Annotated in this window: 22 protein-coding genes; 16 read left to right on the top strand and 6 right to left on the bottom strand. The window is 56.3% G+C overall.

From position 1 onward, the window contains the following. Positions 1 to 102 precede the first annotated feature (102 nt). The 10 genes from ffh to PKC81_RS06370 all read left to right on the top strand — a co-directional run bounded on the left by ffh (position 103) and on the right by PKC81_RS06370 (position 6,563). Positions 103 to 1,590, top strand: a complete 1,488-nt coding sequence (gene ffh / locus PKC81_RS06415; RefSeq protein ID WP_324334260.1) for a signal recognition particle protein — start codon at positions 103 to 105, stop codon at positions 1,588 to 1,590. Positions 1,591 to 1,640: 50 nt separating this feature from the next. Further along, entirely contained in the window at positions 1,641 to 2,153 is a 513-nt protein-coding gene (gene rpsP / locus PKC81_RS06410; protein ID WP_324334258.1) for a 30S ribosomal protein S16, read from the top strand. A 3-nt stretch (positions 2,154 to 2,156) separates the two neighbouring features. After that, positions 2,157 to 2,636 (top strand): ribosome maturation factor RimM, encoded by a 480-nt coding sequence (rimM, locus tag PKC81_RS06405; RefSeq protein WP_324334256.1) that lies wholly within the window; start codon positions 2,157 to 2,159, stop codon positions 2,634 to 2,636. Positions 2,637 to 2,723: 87 nt separating this feature from the next. Further along, entirely contained in the window at positions 2,724 to 2,933 is a 210-nt protein-coding gene (locus PKC81_RS06400) for a hypothetical protein (RefSeq protein WP_324334254.1), read from the top strand. Further along, a complete protein-coding gene (locus tag PKC81_RS06395) occupies positions 2,933 to 3,307 on the top strand; it encodes a type II toxin-antitoxin system VapC family toxin (RefSeq protein ID WP_324334252.1) in 375 nt (124 codons plus the stop codon). Before PKC81_RS06400 ends, PKC81_RS06395 begins: the two co-directional genes overlap by 1 nt. Before the next feature lies 1 nt (position 3,308). Continuing rightward, positions 3,309 to 3,608 carry a hypothetical protein gene (locus PKC81_RS06390; RefSeq protein WP_324334250.1) on the top strand — a complete coding sequence of 100 codons (300 nt, stop codon included), beginning with the start codon at positions 3,309 to 3,311 and terminating at the stop codon, positions 3,606 to 3,608. Beyond that, positions 3,608 to 4,312 (top strand): tRNA (guanosine(37)-N1)-methyltransferase TrmD, encoded by a 705-nt coding sequence (gene trmD, locus PKC81_RS06385; RefSeq protein ID WP_324334248.1) that lies wholly within the window; start codon positions 3,608 to 3,610, stop codon positions 4,310 to 4,312. Before PKC81_RS06390 ends, trmD begins: the two co-directional genes overlap by 1 nt. 41 nt (positions 4,313 to 4,353) lie before the next feature. Beyond that, positions 4,354 to 4,737 (top strand): 50S ribosomal protein L19, encoded by a 384-nt coding sequence (gene rplS, locus PKC81_RS06380; protein WP_298599385.1) that lies wholly within the window; start codon positions 4,354 to 4,356, stop codon positions 4,735 to 4,737. Between the two features lie 129 nt (positions 4,738 to 4,866). After that, positions 4,867 to 5,892, top strand: a complete 1,026-nt coding sequence (locus tag PKC81_RS06375; RefSeq protein ID WP_324334245.1) for an aspartate-semialdehyde dehydrogenase — start codon at positions 4,867 to 4,869, stop codon at positions 5,890 to 5,892. Between the two features lie 20 nt (positions 5,893 to 5,912). After that, positions 5,913 to 6,563, top strand: coding sequence for a 2-hydroxychromene-2-carboxylate isomerase (locus PKC81_RS06370; protein ID WP_324334243.1), 651 nt, complete (start codon positions 5,913 to 5,915; stop codon positions 6,561 to 6,563). Here the strand turns inward: PKC81_RS06370 and PKC81_RS06365 are convergent. The 3 genes from PKC81_RS06365 to PKC81_RS06355 are packed head-to-tail and all read right to left on the bottom strand — an operon-like array spanning position 6,560 to position 9,585. Then, on the bottom strand, positions 6,560 to 8,119 hold the full coding sequence (locus PKC81_RS06365) for a DHA2 family efflux MFS transporter permease subunit (RefSeq protein WP_324334241.1): 1,560 nt from the start codon (positions 8,117 to 8,119) through the stop codon (positions 6,560 to 6,562). The two genes, PKC81_RS06370 and PKC81_RS06365, sit on opposite strands and share 4 nt — an antisense overlap. Then, entirely contained in the window at positions 8,094 to 9,152 is a 1,059-nt protein-coding gene (locus tag PKC81_RS06360; RefSeq protein ID WP_324334239.1) for an HlyD family secretion protein, read from the bottom strand. Before PKC81_RS06360 ends, PKC81_RS06365 begins: the two co-directional genes overlap by 26 nt. Further along, the gene (locus PKC81_RS06355) at positions 9,145 to 9,585 is read right to left on the bottom strand and encodes a MarR family transcriptional regulator (RefSeq protein WP_324334237.1); all 441 of its coding nucleotides are present in this window, start codon (positions 9,583 to 9,585) and stop codon (positions 9,145 to 9,147) included. Before PKC81_RS06355 ends, PKC81_RS06360 begins: the two co-directional genes overlap by 8 nt. An 83-nt stretch (positions 9,586 to 9,668) precedes the next feature. On the opposite strand from PKC81_RS06355, the gene PKC81_RS06350 reads away from it, so the two are divergent. Genes PKC81_RS06350 through PKC81_RS06335 form a run of 4 tightly spaced genes read left to right on the top strand, consistent with a single transcriptional unit; the run spans position 9,669 to position 13,534 of the window. Further along, on the top strand, positions 9,669 to 10,421 hold the full coding sequence (locus PKC81_RS06350) for an alpha/beta fold hydrolase (RefSeq protein ID WP_324334235.1): 753 nt from the start codon (positions 9,669 to 9,671) through the stop codon (positions 10,419 to 10,421). Next, entirely contained in the window at positions 10,421 to 10,948 is a 528-nt protein-coding gene (locus tag PKC81_RS06345; RefSeq protein ID WP_324334233.1) for a hypothetical protein, read from the top strand. Before PKC81_RS06350 ends, PKC81_RS06345 begins: the two co-directional genes overlap by 1 nt. Before the next feature lie 58 nt (positions 10,949 to 11,006). Next, entirely contained in the window at positions 11,007 to 12,815 is a 1,809-nt protein-coding gene (locus PKC81_RS06340) for a M2 family metallopeptidase (RefSeq protein WP_324334231.1), read from the top strand. Positions 12,816 to 12,838: 23 nt separating this feature from the next. Further along, positions 12,839 to 13,534, top strand: a complete 696-nt coding sequence (locus PKC81_RS06335; RefSeq protein WP_324334229.1) for an SIMPL domain-containing protein — start codon at positions 12,839 to 12,841, stop codon at positions 13,532 to 13,534. Between the two features lie 9 nt (positions 13,535 to 13,543). On the opposite strand, the gene PKC81_RS06330 is transcribed toward PKC81_RS06335, so the two are convergent. From PKC81_RS06330 to PKC81_RS06320, 3 genes are all read right to left on the bottom strand, one after another. Further along, positions 13,544 to 14,326 (bottom strand): SDR family NAD(P)-dependent oxidoreductase, encoded by a 783-nt coding sequence (locus PKC81_RS06330; protein WP_324334227.1) that lies wholly within the window; start codon positions 14,324 to 14,326, stop codon positions 13,544 to 13,546. Positions 14,327 to 14,334: 8 nt separating this feature from the next. After that, the gene (locus PKC81_RS06325) at positions 14,335 to 15,768 is read right to left on the bottom strand and encodes an AMP nucleosidase (protein WP_324334225.1); all 1,434 of its coding nucleotides are present in this window, start codon (positions 15,766 to 15,768) and stop codon (positions 14,335 to 14,337) included. Positions 15,769 to 15,885: 117 nt separating this feature from the next. Further along, complete coding sequence (locus PKC81_RS06320) at positions 15,886 to 16,365, bottom strand: peroxiredoxin (protein ID WP_324334223.1); 480 nt, start codon at positions 16,363 to 16,365, stop codon at positions 15,886 to 15,888. A gap of 228 nt (positions 16,366 to 16,593) precedes the next feature. Between PKC81_RS06320 and PKC81_RS06315 the strand changes: the two genes are divergently transcribed. Both PKC81_RS06315 and PKC81_RS06310 read left to right on the top strand, forming a co-directional pair. Continuing rightward, entirely contained in the window at positions 16,594 to 17,082 is a 489-nt protein-coding gene (locus PKC81_RS06315) for a hypothetical protein (protein ID WP_324334221.1), read from the top strand. A 98-nt stretch (positions 17,083 to 17,180) separates the two neighbouring features. Further along, the coding region (locus PKC81_RS06310) for an adenosylhomocysteinase (RefSeq protein WP_324334219.1) at positions 17,181 to 17,584 on the top strand (404 nt) is incomplete at its 3' end.

Genomic DNA, 17,584 nt, shown 5'->3' with positions numbered 1-17,584 from the left:
GGCTCTATTTATCGATGTGCAGCAACATCACACGCCGGTCAGCGAGGTTTCGCCCACCGGCGTGTTGTGCGTTTCTGCACGGACAGTGTTGAAGGAAGTTCGATGTTCGACAAGCTGAGCGACCGGTTAGGAGGCGTATTCGATCGCCTGCGCGGTCGCGGTGCGCTGAACGAGGCAGACGTCCGCGAAGCGATGCGTGAGGTTCGCGTTGCGCTTCTTGAGGCCGACGTCGCGCTTCCGGTGGCACGCGAATTTGTCGAGAAGGTTACCGAGCAGGCCGTCGGCCAGTCGGTGCTTAAATCGGTTACGCCTGGCCAGCAGGTCGTCAAAATCGTCAATGATGCGCTTGTCGAAATGCTCGGCTCGGATGCGAGCGAACTGAACCTCGCCGTTGCGCCGCCCGCGATCATCATGATGGTTGGCCTGCAAGGGTCGGGTAAAACCACCACGACTGCAAAGATTGCCAAACTTCTCAAGGAGAAGGAGCGCAAAAAGGTATTGATGGCGTCGCTGGACGTCAACCGCCCGGCCGCGCAGGAGCAGTTGGCGACGCTCGGTACCCAAGTCGATGTTGCAACTTTGCCAATTGTTGCGGGCCAGCAGCCGGTGGATATTGCCAAGCGCGCGATGCAGGCGGCAAAGCTGCAGGGCTTCGACGTCCTGATGCTTGATACCGCAGGTCGCCTGCATGTTGACCAGCAACTGATGGACGAAATGAAGGCTGTCGCCAACGTTTCAACGCCGCAGGAAATCCTGCTCGTGGTCGACTCTTTGACCGGTCAGGATGCAGTCAACGTCGCACAGAATTTTAGCGAACAGGTTGATCTGACTGGCGTCGTGCTGACCCGTATGGACGGCGATGCGCGCGGCGGTGCTGCACTTTCGATGCGCGCCGTTACCGGAAAGCCGATCAAATTCGCGGGCGTCGGCGAAAAGATGGACGCCATCGAGGCCTTCCATCCGGAACGCGTTGCCGGCCGTATTCTTGGCATGGGCGACGTTGTCGGCCTGGTTGAGCGCGCCGCACAGGTTGTCGATCAGGAAGAGTCGGAAAAGCTCGCCGCCAAAATGGCGAAAGGCCAGTTCGACCTCAATGATCTGCGCGCCCAGCTTCGCCAGATGACCAAGATGGGCGGTCTTGGTGCTCTTGCTGGTATGATGCCGGGCATGAAAAAGGCCAAGGCGGCGATGGCGCAAGGCGGTATGGACGACAAAATACTGCACCGCATGGATGCAATCATCGGCTCGATGACGCCTAAAGAACGCGAAAAGCCAGCATTATTGAACGCGAAGCGCAAGATCCGCGTCGCCAATGGTTCGGGCACCACGGTGCAAGACGTCAACCGCCTCCTGAAAATGCATCAGGAGATGGAAAGCGCGATGAAGCGCATCAAGAAAATGGGCGGGCTGAAAGGGCTTGCCGCGTTGTTCGGCAAATCGGGCGGCGATCTGGGCGCGACGATGGAGGGCATGCACGGGTTGCCGCCGGGTTCGATGCCCAAAGGAATGGGTGGCCTTCCGGGTATGCCTGGTGGTGGTGCGGGCGGCTTGCCGCCGGACATCGCTCGGTTGCTGAATAAGAAAAAATAGAACTTCACATTAATTCAAAGAATTGTTTCAGAAAGGTAAAGGTAAATATCATGGCATTGGCAATGCGTTTGTCGCGCGGCGGTTCAAAGAAGCGCCCTTATTACAAAATCGTCGTCGCTGACGCGCGTGCACCGCGCGACGGCAAGTTCATCGAGCGTATCGGCAGCTACAATCCGCTGCTTGCCAAGGATGATGCTGCGCGTATCGTTCTCGATGCCGACCGCGCGAAGCACTGGCTCGCCGCTGGTGCGCAGCCTTCGGACCGTGTTGCACGCTTTCTCGACGCCGCTGGCGTGAAGGAACGCGCTGCGAAGAACAATCCGAACAAGGGCGAACCCGGCCAGAAAGCCAAGGACCGCGCTGAAGACAAGGCTGCCAAGATCGCAGAAGCTGAAGAAGCTGCTGCTGCGGCTCCTGCGGTTGAAGAAGTTGTTGAAGAAGCCGCTCCCGCAGAGGAAGTCGCTGCCGAAGCACCCGCTGCCGAAGAAGCTGCTCCTGTCGAAGCCGCCGCTGAAGAAGCGCCTGCTTCTGACGAGGCCAGCGAAGAAAAGGCTGAGGGTTAATCCTTGGCTGACAAGGCCGTCACGCTTGCCGCCATTTCGGGCGCGCACGGCGTGACGGGCGAAGTCCGGTTAAAGCTGTTCGCCGAGAGCGTGGATAGCCTCAAACGGCATAAAAATTACAATGGCGGTGCGCTGACACTGAAATCGGTACGCCCGCACAAGGGCGGCGCGATCGCGCGTTTCGCCGAAATCACCGACCGCAATGCCGCAGAAGCGCTGCGCAGCACATTGCTGACCGTACCACGCAGCGAACTGCCAGCGTTGGACGATGGCGAATATTATTACAGCGATCTGATAGGGCTGCCATGCGTGTCCACCGACGGTGCCGATCTGGGCACCTGCATTGCAGTCGAAAATTTCGGCGCAGGCGACATATTGGAAATCGGAAAGCCCGACCGCAAGAAATTCATGGTGCCGATGAATGAACGCGCGGTGCCTGAATGGGGAGAGCGGATTGTCGTTGACGCTGCCTTTGCTCAATAGTATATACATCATGTATATACGGAGGCGCGTATGGGCAAAGAATATCCTGCAAAAAGCTTTAAATCGGGCAATTCCGTAGCAATTCGAATGCCTGCGGCACTGGGCATCGAGCCGGATCGGGAATGGACGGTTGTGATGGATGATGACCGCATCGTTATCGAGCCAATGGAAAAGCCCAAACGCAAGTTCAACATCGCGAAAGTAGCCGGATCGGCCAGTACCTTGAGATATATTGCTCCCGAAAGTCGGTTGTTCGAACCGCGACCATCGACGAACGAAGAGATCAAGCGCAATTGATGCGGTACCTATTGGATACCAACATCATCGTCGCGTTGACAATCGATGCCGATGAAAAGGTCGTTAGTCGTGCTGCCGAATGCGACTCCGATGATATAGTAACCTCGTCAATCGCGCTTGCCGAGGTTGCTTTGGGCGTTGAGAAAGGCAAGCCGCCAACGATGGAAGAGTTGGGTGCGTTCATGGAAGAAGTGCCTGTTCTCGATTTCGATCACGCAGCGGCCATGGAATATGCACGTTTGCCGTTCAAACGGGGTAGCTTTGATCGATTGATCGCCGCTCATGCGCTTTCGCGGAACTTAGTCGTTGTGACCGGAAATGAAAAGGACTTTGCCGATGTGCCGGGGCTGAAGGTTGAGAATTGGACGGTTTGACATGATCTATCTGATGGCGTGGTGTCTTCCGTCATTCTTGCTTTCGTCTTTGGTCGCCCTGTTTGCCCGATTGGAAGGAAGGCAAAAAGCCTACTGGGTTTCGGTGGTTTTGATTGGCTATGCGCCGCTGCCCGTATTGGCATACTTGGCGATGTTTGGCTTGAGCTTGATGCGCGAGGTCGACATGAGCATTACTGACGCGAGTGCCTTCATCGTGGGAATTCCTTTCGTTGGCTGTTCGATCGGCATAGCAGGCGGACTTGTTGTTGCTTCACTCAAATCCGTCCCGCCAAAATCCTGATGACCTTCGAAACCAAAATCCTCACCCTCTATCCGGAGATGTTCCCTGGCCCGCTTGGTGTGTCGCTCGCTGGCCGCGCATTGGCGGAGGGCAGATGGGCCTGCAATCCCATCCACATCCGTGACTTTGCGAGCGACAAGCATCGCACTGTCGATGACACACCTGCAGGTGGTGGAGCGGGGATGGTGTTGAAGGCCGCCGTCATGGCGGCAGCGGTCGATCATGCGGTTGAAAAAACACCGGATTTACCCATTCTCGCCATGACACCGCGCGGTAAACCCATCACCCAAGCGCGCATTCGCGAACTCGCAACCGGCCCCGGTGTCACCATCCTTTGCGGCCGTTTTGAGGGCTTTGACGAGCGCCTGTTCGACGCCCGTCCGCAAATCGAGCAGGTCAGCATGGGCGACATCATCCTTTCCGGTGGGGAAATGGGCGCTTTGATGCTTTTAGATGCTTGCATTCGGCTGCTTCCCGGCGTAATGGGCGCGGCTTCAAGCGGGGACGACGAATCCTTTGAACAGGGTTTGTTAGAATATCCGCACTATACCCGACCCCAAGAGTGGGAAGGGCGCACGATCCCTGAAGTGCTGCGGTCGGGGGATCATGCGAAGATCAAAGCCTGGCGGAAACAACAGGCCGAGAACGATACACGGCTACGCAGGCCAGACCTTTGGGAGCGTTACAAGAACGCTCGGGACTGACCTGCCTCTGGTGTGCAGTTGAAGAAGGAAGAAGACAGGCCATGAACCTGATCCAGACACTTGAGCAAGAGGCGATTGCCGAACTTGCCACCAAGAAGAACATCCCGGAATTCCGGGCCGGTGACACCCTGCGCGTTGGCGTGAAGGTGATCGAAGGTGATCGTACCCGTGTGCAGAATTATGAAGGCGTGTGCATCGCGCGTTCGAACAAGGGCATGGGATCGAACTTCACCGTCCGCAAGATTTCGTTCGGCGAAGGCGTAGAGCGCGTATTCCCGCTTTATTCGCCGAACGTTGAAAGCATCGAAGTTGTCCGCCGCGGCGCTGTTCGTCGTGCGAAGCTTTACTATTTGCGCGGCCGCACCGGTAAAAAGGCGCGTATCGCCGAACGCAAGATTACTACCAAACAGGATGCCGCAGGCTGATCCCGTCTGGTTGTTTGAAACCAAGATACCGAAAGGGCCGGGATCCGCTAAAGGGACCCCGGCCTTTTTTATGCCTGCCCCCGTGAAAGCGGGGGTCCCGATAGCAAGTTCGAATGTGAGGAAGTCATAATGGGTTATCGAGTTGTAGTTGCGGGTGCCACGGGCAATGTCGGGCGCGAAATGCTGAATATCCTGGCGGAGCGGGAATTCCCGATCGATGAACTGGCCGCGCTTGCCTCGTCGCGTTCTGCTGGTGACACGATCGAGTTTGGTGAAACCGGTCAGACGCTGAAGGTCCAGAATATCGAGCATTTCGATCCGGCTGGTTGGGATATTGCGCTGTTCGCCATCGGCACCGACGGGTCAAAGGAATATGCACCCAAATTTGCGGCTGCGGGCTGTGTGGTGATCGATAACGCATCGCTCTATCGGATGGATCCCGACGTGCCGTTGATCGTGCCAGAGGTCAATCCAGACGCGATTGACGGATATAAGGCGCGTAACATCATCGCCAACCCGAACTGCTCAACAGCACAGCTGGTTGTGGCTCTCAAGCCGTTGCACGATGCCGCGAAAATTAAGCGCGTTGTGGTGTCGACCTATCAGTCCGCCTCAGGGGCGGGCAAAGCAGGCATGGACGAATTGTTCGAACAGTCGCGTGCCATATTCGTGGGCGACCAGGTTGAGCCGCGCAAATTCACCAAGCAGATAGCTTTCAACGTCATACCGCATATTGACAAGTTTCTCGAGGACGGGTCGACCAAGGAAGAATGGAAGATGGTGGTTGAGACCAAGAAGATCCTCGATCCCAAGATCAAGGTGACGGCAACTTGCGTTCGTGTACCCGTCTTTGTCGGCCATTCGGAATCGATCAACATCGAATTCGAAAATGAACTGTCTGCCGAAGAGGCGCAAAACATCCTGCGTGAAGCCCCTGGCGTGATGCTGGTCGATAAGCGCGAGGATGGCGGATACGTCACTCCCATCGAATGTGTCGGCGACTATGCGACCTTTATCAGCCGCGTACGTGACGATTCGACCGTCGATAATGGCCTCAATCTTTGGTGCGTCTCGGATAACCTCCGCAAAGGTGCAGCGCTAAACGCTGTGCAAATTGCTGAATTGCTGGGCCGTCGGCACTTGAAGAAGGGCTAAATGCAGTTCAGGGTGTCGGCATGACACTTCATGCCGACCTCTTCTTCTCGTTTCGCTCGCCTTATTCCTACCTCGCCATCGGACGATATCGTGCGATGGCGGAGGAATGGGGAATCGATATTGCGCTTCGTCCGGTCTATCCACTTGCCATTCGCGAGCCAGATTTCTTCGAGCGGAACCACCCTAACTGGCTGCGCTACACCTTTACCGACATGATGCGGGTCGCTCAATATCACGGCATAGCATTCGGCCCGCCCCGTCCCGATCCGATCGTACAGAACGTTGTGACGCGGCAGATTTCCGAGGATCAGCCCTATATATATCGCCTGACGCGTATCGGGCAGGCAGCGGCGCGTCGGGGCAAGGGTTTGGGTTTTGCACATGAGGCCGCCAAGCTGATCTGGGGCGGAGCGGAAAACTGGCACGAAGGCGATCATCTGGCGGGTGCCGCCGAGCGAGCCGGTCTTGACCTTGCCGAACTGGATGCTGAGGCTCTGAACGACGCAGAAGCGCTTGACGCAGAAATCCATGCCAACCAGGCCGCACTCGAAGCAGGCGGCCATTGGGGAGTGCCAACGCTGGTGTTTGAAAGTGAGCCCTTTTTTGGGCAAGACCGGATTGAAATGGCGCTATGGCGGATGCAGCAAAAGGGACTTCAAAAACGCGGTTAGTCAGGCAGGTGCTGCGGAGGTTCGAGCTCGGGTTTGACGGGCTTTATCAGCAAGACCAGCGGCAGGAACGCGAGCACCATATAGAACATCAGCTGGAAGTCGCTCAGATAGGCAATCATTGCCGCTTGCCGGTTTATCTCCAGGTCCAGAACGCGCATCACGGCATCGCCGAGTACGCCGAAGCGGTCGGCTGTTGACGGATCGATTACGTCAAAGCTGGATGAGGTAATCCTGCCGCCCAATTCTTCATGGTTGATTTGCATGCTGCGTGTCAGCATCGTGACGCTGATTGAAATACCCAAACTACCGCCCAGACTGCGGGCGAGATAGAGCAGGCTGGAGGCATCGGTGCGTACCGACAAGGGCAGGGTGGAAAAGGCAATGACGTTGGTGGGCATGAAGGTCACGCCCATGCCAAAGCCCTGCAGCAGGCCAACGGTGATGAAGTGCCAAGCCCCCATTTCGATGGCCCAACCGGTCATCAGCCACATCGACAGCGCGACGAGTGAAAAGCCCGAAAAAATGATCCAGCGAATGTCGAGGAAGGTGACCAACCGGCCAGCCACCACCATCCCGATCAATATCCCAATCCCGCGCGGGGCAAGCAGCGCGCCGGTGTCGAATACGGTGTAGCCATAGATGTTCTGCAGCATAGGCGGCAGCAATGCGAAAATGCCATACATCATCAGGCCAATCAACGACCCGAACATCAGCGCGGTCAGGAAGTTACCGTTGGTGATCATATTGGGATCGAATAACGGCTTTTTGGTCGTCATGCTGTGGATGGCGAACATCCAGAATGCAGCGATCGCAACACCCAGCTCAATGATGATTTCCCAGCTTTCGAACCAGTCTTCATGCTGGCCACGATCGAGCATCAATTGCAAGGAGGCCAGGCCAAGCGCGAGCATCGCAAAGCCGAAAACGTCGAGCTTTCTCTCGGTAACCGGGCGCGATGGCAATAACCACCAGAGCAAGGCCAATGTTGGAATGCCGATGGGCAGATTGATGTAGAAGACCCAGCGCCAGTTATAGCTTTCAGTCAGCCACCCACCGATCATCGGTCCGAAAATGGGGGCAATCATAATACCCATGCCCCAGACCTGCATCGCGCGTGGCGCTTTTTCCGGCGGATTGATATCCAGCAATATGGTCTGGGAAAGCGGGCCGATAAAGGCGGCGCATATCCCCTGCAGGATACGGAACAGAACCATTTGTGTGAGGCTGGTCGCGATGCCGCACAGCATCGACGTCACGATAAAACCGGCAACGGCAAACAGAAACAGCCGGCGGGATCCGACACGATCCGAAAGCCATCCAGCCGCAGGCATCGCCACGGCGCTTGCCAGGATATAGCTGGTCAATACCCATGTGACGCTGTCGATGGTCGCGCCCAGGCTGGTCTGCATATGGGGTATTGCGACATTGGCGATGGTGGAATCGAGGATCTGGATAATCGACGCGCCCATGACGGCAACGGTCAGCAAACCCCGATGCTCGACGGGTAGCGCTGCCTTGCCCGGGGTGTAGTTACTTGCTGGTGTCGATGCGGACATAGGCCGACAATCCGGCGATCATTTGCCGCTTTGGCTTTTCGAGAATTTCGATCCGTACCGGAACGCGCTGTGTGACCTTTACCCAATTGCCACTGGCATTTTGTGCCGGAAGAACCGAGAATTCAGAGCCAGTGCCTGCGCCGATGCTAGCGACACGGCCTTTGATCTTGAGGCCGGGATAGGCGTCAAAGCTGACTTTGGCGGGTTGGCCCACGCGCATTTTGGCGAGGTCTGTTTCCTTGAAGTTGGCTTCTACCCAGCCATTGCCATCTGTGACGATCGTCAATGCAGGCAGGCCTTGCACCATCATCTGGCCATATTGCAGCCGGTCTGCCTGGCTAACAATGCCGCTGGCAGGTGCGCGAATTTCGGTTTTGGATAGGTCAAGCAGCGCCTTGTCGCGCTGGACCTGTCCGGCAAGCACGCCCGGGTTTACACCGGGAGCCGCTGCGCCGGTGGCAAGGGCAGCGCGCGCCATTTTTGCGTCTGCTTCGGCACCGGCCAGTTTGCTGCGGGCCGTCGACAGCGCATGTTCAGCTGCCTGCAGACGGGCCTTGGTGGTGAAGCCGCTCTGCATCAGCGACGACTGACGCTTATACTCTTCAGTAAAAAAGGCGACATCATCGCGCGCAGCCTGAATGTCGACGCCGCTATTGCCGAGGTCCGTTTCGAGCGTCACTACTTTCACCTGTGCGGCGGCAATCGATGCCTCTGCTTGGGCAATCGCAATCTTGAATGGTTCGGGGTCTATGCGAAACAGCAGGTCGCCTGCGTTGACATGCTGGTTTTCCTTTACGCCGACTTCGACAATCCGGCCCCCGACTTCGGCGGCGACCGAAACCTTGTCCTGCTGCACATAGGCATTGTCGGTTGAGACATAATGGTCATTGGCAAGATAATAGGCGATGCCACCGACCAGCAGGAGCAATGGAACTGATACCATTGCCAGCAAGCGCAACCATTTGCGCGGATGCTTTAGCGGTTGTGACTCCATTTGCGCGCTGGGCTTCATTTGGGCATCGGCTTCAGCCATTGGCGGCCTCCGGTGCTTTGCGGGTAAGGTTGAGGCGGATGGTGTCGAGCATTGCTTCAAGATTAGCTTGCTGGGCATCGTTCAAACCCGAAACGGCATCGGCAAACAATTCAGTGGCGAGCGGCTTCAGGTCTTCGAGGCGCGATTCGCCTGACGCTGTCAGATAGACGCGCCATGCACGGCGATCGCTTGGGTCAGCGCGGCGCTCGACCAGACCTGCATCCTGCATCCTGTCAATCATGCGGCCCAATGTAATCGGTTCGACATCCATCATTTCGGCGAGCGCGACCTGTGTGCTGCCTCCGAAGCGGTTTAGAAGCCCCAGCACCCGCCATTGTGGGCGGGTAATGCCTTTGGTCCGGACACGCTCGTCAAATGCGCGACGCATAAGCCGCGCTGTATCGCCAATCAGGAAACCAAGATCTTCGCTCATAGGCACTGATATAATAGCAATGCTTATTATAGGCAATGCTCCAACTGCTTGCCTTGATACGTTGCTCTGCGTAACTTGGCCTCATGCAAAACTGGATATTCAAAACCGTCGACGGCATCGCCATCCATGTACGTGAAGTCGGGGAAGGCAGGCCCGTTATTCTGTTGCACGGCTATTTCAGCGAAGCGGAAACCAATTGGATCAAATATGGTCATGCGGCTCTCCTGGCTGAGGCTGGATTTCGCGTAATCATGCCAGACCTGCGCGCGCACGGGCTCAGCGACAAACCGCATGATCCGGCACATTATCCCAAGGACATATTGGCCGACGACCAACTTGCTTTGATCGACCATCTCGGCCTTAGTGATTTCGATCTGGGGGGCTATTCGCTGGGTGGACGAACAGTGGCGAGGATGCTCGCAAAAGGATGTCGTCCGCGACGTGTGGTGATTTCAGGCATGGGCCTCGAAGGACTGGCCGATACTGGCAAACGCGCCGGGCATTTTCGCCATGTACTCGAAAATCTGGGAAAGCATGAACGCGGATCGCCTGCGTTCATGGCCGAAGCATTTCTGAAAACGACGGGTGGCGATCCGGTGGCGTTATTGCGCATATTGGACACTTTCGTTGATACACCGGTTGACCTTCTTGCCCGCTTTGACTTGCCGATTGGTGTGGTCTGCGGAGAAGATGACAACGATAATGGTTCTGCAACTGCGCTGGCCCGAACATTGCCCCAGGGCCGGTTGATTTCAGTACCGGGCAATCACATGAGCGCTGTAATCAAACCCGAATTGGGAGAGGTCATCAGGGATTATTTGCTGGAGGCTTTGTGATGGAGGAGACGCCAATCGAAAAAGGCTTTTGGCGTTTCTGGTTGTCAGGGTTGATGCTGTTTGCCGTTATGATCGTCCTGAACCCGTCGATATCGAACAGCATTGCGCCGACAGGCATATCCGACCATCAGGCAGCGGCAACTGCAGCCAGGGTGGATGCCATCCAGTCGGCGTGGCGGGCGGATAGAGTGTTGTGGCTGGCGCGGGTCAGCATGGCGATCGATCTGGTTTTCATAGCCGTATATAGTTGGGGTGCCTGGCTTGGCGGCAAGACAATGCGTTCAGAAAGTGCCCCCGGCTTGTCGCGGCTCGGGATAGTCATCATGGTCGCTTCAGCTCTGTTCTGCGTGACAGACTATGCCGAAACAATCTCTCAATTCATCCAGGTTATGCGCTATGAAGGCAGCGATGCGCTGGCCGGACTGGCGGCCGCGGTACGCCCATTGAAGACGGTGGCTTGGCTGGTCACTTTCGTCGGTCTGTTAGCAGCACTCCTGCTTCGACAAATGGCGCGCAGGGACTCTTGACCAAATCGGCCAGCAGGCGCAGTGCTGTATCATATATAGATCTCTGGGGAGTTTTCAGATGAATAAATTCATATCGTCAGTCGCACTCGCGGCTGCGCTTCTTGCAACTCCAGTTGCGGCGCAGGATGCGCCTTCTGTCGCTGATGCTGAAGCCTTTATCGCGAAGGCAGAAAAAGATCTGTTCGATTTTTCCATCGAAGCCGGTCGGGTTTACTGGGTCAACGCCACCCATATCACCGATGATACCGATGCCCTGGCAGCGAAATATGGCGAGATTGGCACCGAAAAGTCGGTTCAATATGCGCTGGAAGCCGCAAAGTTCCAGAATGTCGCAGGCCTCTCCGCTGAGACACGGCGGAAGCTTGATATTTTGCGTGGCGGCCTTGTTCTGCCAGCGCCGACCAAAGCGGGAGCTGCTGCCGAGCTAAGCACCATCGCAACCAAGCTGAATTCGACCTATGGCAAGGGGAAAGGCACGCTCAAGGGCAAGGAAATCAACGGCTCCGACATTGAAGCGGAAATGGGCACCAACCGGAACCCCGAAGAGCTGAAGGAAATGTGGACCAGCTGGCACGACAATGTCGGTAAGCCGATGGGCAAGGATTATGCCCGCATGGTCGAAATTGCCAATGAAGGAGCGAACGAGCTGGGCTTCAAGGACGTCGGTGCCATGTGGCGTTCGGGCTATGATATGCCCGCCGATGATTTTGCCAAACTGACCGACAAGCTTTGGCTCGAGGTGAAACCGCTTTACGATGAACTGCACACCTACACGCGGAACAAGCTGAACGCGGAATATGGAGATGCGGTACAACCCAAAACCGGACCGATCCGCGCTGACTTGCTCGGCAATATGTGGGCACAGGAATGGGGTGGCATTTACGATATTGTAGCGCCTGCAGGTGCCGGTGATATCGGTTATGATATTGGCGATCTGCTGAAAGCCAAGAATATCGACGAAATCGGCATGGTGAAAATCGGCGAGGGCTTCTTCTCGTCGCTGGGCTTCGACCCGCTGCCAAAAAGTTTTTATGACCGCTCACAATTTCTCAAGCCGCGCGATCGGGAAGTGGTCTGTCACGCTTCGGCCTGGGATATCGACAATGTCGATGATCTGCGCATCAAGATGTGCATAAAGGTCAACAGCAGCGATTTCGTGACCATTCATCACGAGTTGGGCCACAATTATTATCAGCGGGCCTATAACAAGCAAAGCTATCTGCATCTGAATGGTGCGAATGATGGCTTCCATGAAGCGATTGGTGATGCCATTGCGCTGTCGATAACACCGGAATATCTGGTGCAGATCGGCCTGCTCGATAAATCGAAGGTACCCAGTGCGGATAAGGACACTGGCCTGTTGCTGCGTCAGGCTATGGACAAGGTGGCATTCCTGCCCTTTGGTCTGCTCGTCGACAAATGGCGTTGGGGCGTGTTCAACGGAACGATCACTCCGGCAAACTACAACAAGGGCTGGACTGACCTTCGTCGGCAGTATCAGGGCATTGTTCCGCCGGTTGAACGTCCTGCAGATGCCTTCGATCCGGGGGCAAAATACCATATCCCGGGTAACACGCCTTACACCCGCTATTTCCTGGCCCGCATCCTGCAATTCCAGTTCTACAAGGCCGCCTGCGATGCCGCTGGCTGGAAAGGACCGCTGCACCGTTGTTCCTTCTATGGCAACAAAGAGGTCGGCCAGAAGTTGAATGCGATGCTCGAAATGGGCGCATCCAAGCCGTGGCCAGACGCACTCGAAGCCTTCACCGGAAGCCGCGAAATGTCGGGCAAGGCGATGATCGAATATTTTAAACCCTTGATGGATTGGTTGAAAAAGCAGAATAAGGGGCAGAAGAAGGGCTGGTAAAGCTCGGAGGAGGAAATGGCGCCATGCGTAAATCGATAGCCTGCCTTGGTTTGGCACTTTCGATACCGGGCGCCGTTTCCGCCCAGTCAGTCAATTATCAGTCGCAGTTGCTGCAGGGCGAAGTTGTTCTCAACATCTCGGGGTCTGGAAGTTATACGCAAAGGGGCAATATTGTCTATCTGAGCGGACAGATGGTCTCGGATGCCGCCAGCGCGGTCGATGCCGATGCCCTGAACCAGCAGAATTTTGATATGCTGGTCAACAGCCTTGGTACAATGGGCGTCAGCCCGGCGCAGATCAGGAAAACCAAAACGGCACCATCCAGCCAACCAACAGCGGGGCAGGCGCGGTCGGTTTGGCATATTTACATCGATCTTTATGACCAGACTCGTCTCAGCGAAGTGATTTCGTCGATGGAGGGTGCCGAGGTGCGGTCGATCCAGCCGCCGCAATATGATGTAACTGACCGCAACGCACTGCTGACTTTCGCCCGCCAGCGCGCAATCGACGATGCCAAGCGACAGGCGGATGCTTATGCAACAGCACTCACTATGGTAGTACGGCGCATAACGCGGATAGAGGAAGTATCATCAGGGGTGTCGACGACGCCCAATGGTGGTTCGGTCAACGAAGGCGATGTTGTTGCCAATGCCAATGTAAAGATCGACATTGTGTTCGGGCCGATGTTCAATTCGGCACCTGCACCCGGTACGCCCTGAAAGCAGCGGTCAGGCGTTCCTTGCCATCAAGCCGCCGTCTACAGGGATGACGGCGCCCGTGATGAAGCTGGCGGCGGGTAGAACAAGACTGAGCGTCATGTGCGCCACCTCTTCGGGCCACGCATAGCGGCGCAGTGCGGTGCGGCGTTTGGCGTAAAGCATCTTGTCGTCTTCGGGTACATTGTTGGTCATGCCGGTCCGGATCGGCCCGGGGCAGATGCAGTTGACGGTGATGCCCTCCTTGCCCAAATCGACAGCCATGCCGCGTGTCAGACCGGTTACTCCGGTCTTGGCTGCGACATAGGGCGTATCGCCGGGGGTGGCGCCTAGCCCTTCGGTGGAAGCGATATTGACGATACGGGCGGCGTCGCTCTTGCGCAGCCAAGGAAGCGCAGCGCGCACCGTGCGTTGGTGAGCGGTCAGCAGAATGGCCAGTGCGCGGTCCCAGATTGCATCATATTCGTCCGCAGCATCTAGAGGGCAGAATGCAGAGATGCCGGCATTGTTGACAAGGATATCGATGCCCCCAAAATCATTGGCAACATTCGCGATCACCGACTTGATCGCATCGTGATTTGAAACATCCAGGGCATAGGCGTTCGCTGTACCACTATTAGCTTTGATCTCGGCTACAACCGCATCGCACGCCGCCTGATCCAAATCCGTGACTGCAACCTTGGCGCCTTCGCTGGCGAACAGGATGGCGGTCGCCCGCCCCATGCCGCTGGCTGCTCCGGTAATTATAGCCGTGCGGCCTGCAATCGAGCGCGACAATGGGGGGCATATTTCCATGATAATCCTCAGCGGAATGGGGGTTCGTTGAAAGCGCGCAGCTTGCGACTATGAAGGCTGTTTCCTGCTTCGCGCAGTAGCTCACATGTCTGGATACCGATTTGGAGGTGGGCTGCGATAGCTTCTTCGTAAAAGCGGTTGGCCTGACCCGGCAGCTTGATTTCGCCGTGCAGCGGCTTGTCCGAAACGCAGAGCAGAGTGCCGTAGGGCACACGGAAACGATAGCCTTGCGCGGCAATGGTGGCGGATTCCATATCGATGGCAACGGCACGCGATTGCGAGAAACGCAACGCGCTGTCGGTGTAACGCAATTCCCAGTTGCGATCATCAGTGGTGACGACAGTTCCCGTGCGCATCCGGCGTTTAAGGTTCGCGCCGCTGGTGCCCGATACCTGCACGGCGGCAGCTTCAAGCGCCTGCTGAACCTCGGCAATCGGGGGAATGGGAATTTCCGGCGGCAGTACTCGGTCCAGTATGTTGTCGTCGCGCAAATAAGCGTGGGCGAGCACATAGTCGCCTATGCGTTGTGTATCACGCAGGCCGCCGCAATGGCCAATCATCAGCCAGACTTCGGGGCGCAGGACGGCAAGGTGATCGCAGATATTTTTCGCGTTTGAAGGGCCAACGCCGATATTGACCAACGTTATGCCGCTCTCACCCTCAGCCATCAAGTGGTAAGCGGGCATCTGGTGCTTGCGCCATGTGCTGTCCGCAACCAATTGGGCGTGGTCTTCTGTTGCTTCATCAACATATAGGCCACCTGCGCCGGACAGTGCGGTGTAGCGGCCCTTGCCGACCTGCTGGCAGGCCCAGGCAACGAATTCGTCGACATAGCGGTTGTAGTTGGTGAACAGGATGTAGCGTTGGAAATGCTCGGCAGGCGTGCCGGTATAGTGCTTCAGGCGAGCGAGCGAGAAGTCAGTACGCAATCCGTCAAACAGCGACAGCGGCGAGCCATCTTCATTCGCAATCAGCAAGCCGTCGGCGGCCTCATCGCCAATGTCTGCCAGATCGGTAGCCGGGAACCATTTCGACAGCTCGGTCGGGGAAACGTCTCCCAGTTCCAGTCCATCGAGCACGTAAGGAAAGGGGATTTCCTGTTTGCCGGGGCGGACTTGCATTTCCAGTTCATATTGGTCGACCAGCAGATCGATCTGGCTGCGGAGATAGTCGCCAAAAATTTCGGGGCGGGTCAAAGTGATGCTGTAGGTGCCGGGCTTTTCCAGTCGTCCGAAGGCAAGGTTTGCAGCATGATCGCGCTCGGTACCGTGATAGCGGATGACCAGTTCGGGATAAGCAAATGCACCAATTGCGCGGTCTGCCATGTCGGGCAGGGTGCGGTCTTTGAGATAGGCGGCAAGCGCATCGCGAAGGCGGGCAACCGATGCGTCATAATGTTCGGTGATTTGGCGGATTATGTCTTGTGTCTGTTTATTGGCCATGGAGGCGGATTGTCCATTTCATGCAATTTGGCAAGCAAAAAGGGCGGGAATCACCCCGCCCATATTTTTGGCAGGATGGCTTCGGCCACACTACCAATAGCTTGTTTCAGCCTTATGTCAGAGCTGGCCAAGCATATAATCGGCTGAGCTGACTTTGAAATCGCCAGGCGCCTCGACGTTGATTTGTTCAACCACACCGTCGTTGACGACCATTGAGAAACGCTGGCCGCGCTTGCCCATGCCAAAGCCCGAACCGTCCATGGTCAGGCCGACAGCTTCCGCAAAATCGGCATTGCCGTCTGCCAGCATGGTGATCGCGTCAGAGCCACCCGATTTGTTCCAGGCGCCGAGAACGAACGCGTCATTGACCGCCGTGCAGGCGATTTCATCAATGCCCTTGGCTTTGAGCTCATCGGCCTTTTCGACGAAGCCGGGGAGGTGGCGCGCCGAGCAGGTCGGCGTAAATGCACCCGGTACCGAAAACAGGGCAACCTTGCGGCCTGCAAAATATTCCGAGCTCTGCACCGGCTGAGGGCCTTCTGCAGTCGCCTTAACCAGTTTCACATCGGGGAGTTTGTCACCTACTTTGATCGTCACGGCATTTCCTTCCATAGCCAAAATATCGAGTGCCTCCTGACGCATAGTGGGATGCGTATGCCAAGCAAATAGGGATTGTCTTTGTCGGTTCCAAGGTCCGCTTGTCGATACGACGTGACATTAGGGCAACAGGCCGCTTGGTTAATGATGCTTCATCATTCAAGTTGAAATTTCGGTAAACACGATCCCGCATTGTCGCCTCTCCATATAAGATGGAGGGGTGTTGAAATGAAGAAATATAGAGGGAGTATCGCTGCCGCTCTAATGGCGCTTTCTTTGGTGGCGACACCGGCGCAGGCTTGCTGGAACAATGCCGAACAGGATGCGGCGCGCATCGCCAATATGAATCAGATGCTGATGGTCTCGGCGCTTCGCTGCCGCTTTGGAAAGCAAAATTTCCTGAGCGATTATAATAGGTTCATCCGGTTCAATAATGACGTTCTAGCCAGTCAGCACCATCTGATAAAGGCGAGATATGCCAGAACCATGGGGGACAAGGCAGCATTCGCTGAATTGGACCGCTTCATCATTAGTTTGTCGAACTATTATGGCGGAGGCCATGGTGACCCTGACTGTACCGAACTGGAAAAGCTGTCGAAACAACTCGCTGTGGGACGCCACGACGTTAACACGCTTGCCCAAATGGCTGATCGTGTTGTCGGCGTTCCCAAACAGGCAGCTCAAGCCTGTGCGGTTTCAATCGCGGCGCGGCGATAGAGAATAGCATATAAAGCAATCTTTATATTGATATTGCCTTGCTTTAAATTCTCGGCTAGGGGGCTGGCAATTCAAATCCCCTAGCCGGAGTTTATCCTGTGTCCGCAGATTATGTCGTCGCCGACCTTTCGCTTGCCGAATATGGCCGAGCAGAAATTGCCATCGCTGAAACCGAAATGCCGGGCCTGATGGCCCTTCGTTCCGAATATGGTGCAGCGCAGCCCTTGAAGGGCGCGCGGATCACGGGTTCGCTTCACATGACGATCCAGACTGCCGTGCTGATCGAAACACTCGTGGCTCTGGGCGCCGAAGTGCGTTGGGCGACCTGCAACATCTTCTCGACCCAGGATCATGCGGCGGCGGCAATTGCGGCTGCAGGCATTCCGGTGTTTGCTGTGAAGGGCGAAACCCTGGCCGACTATTGGGACTATGTTGGCAAGATTTTTGATTGGGATGATGGCACTGGCCGCACCGCCAACATGATCCTCGACGATGGCGGCGA

The organism is Sphingorhabdus sp., assembly GCF_035329025.1.
Lineage (GTDB): Bacteria > Pseudomonadota > Alphaproteobacteria > Sphingomonadales > Sphingomonadaceae > Sphingorhabdus_B.
This window is presented reverse-complemented; position numbering and strand designations above follow the sequence as displayed.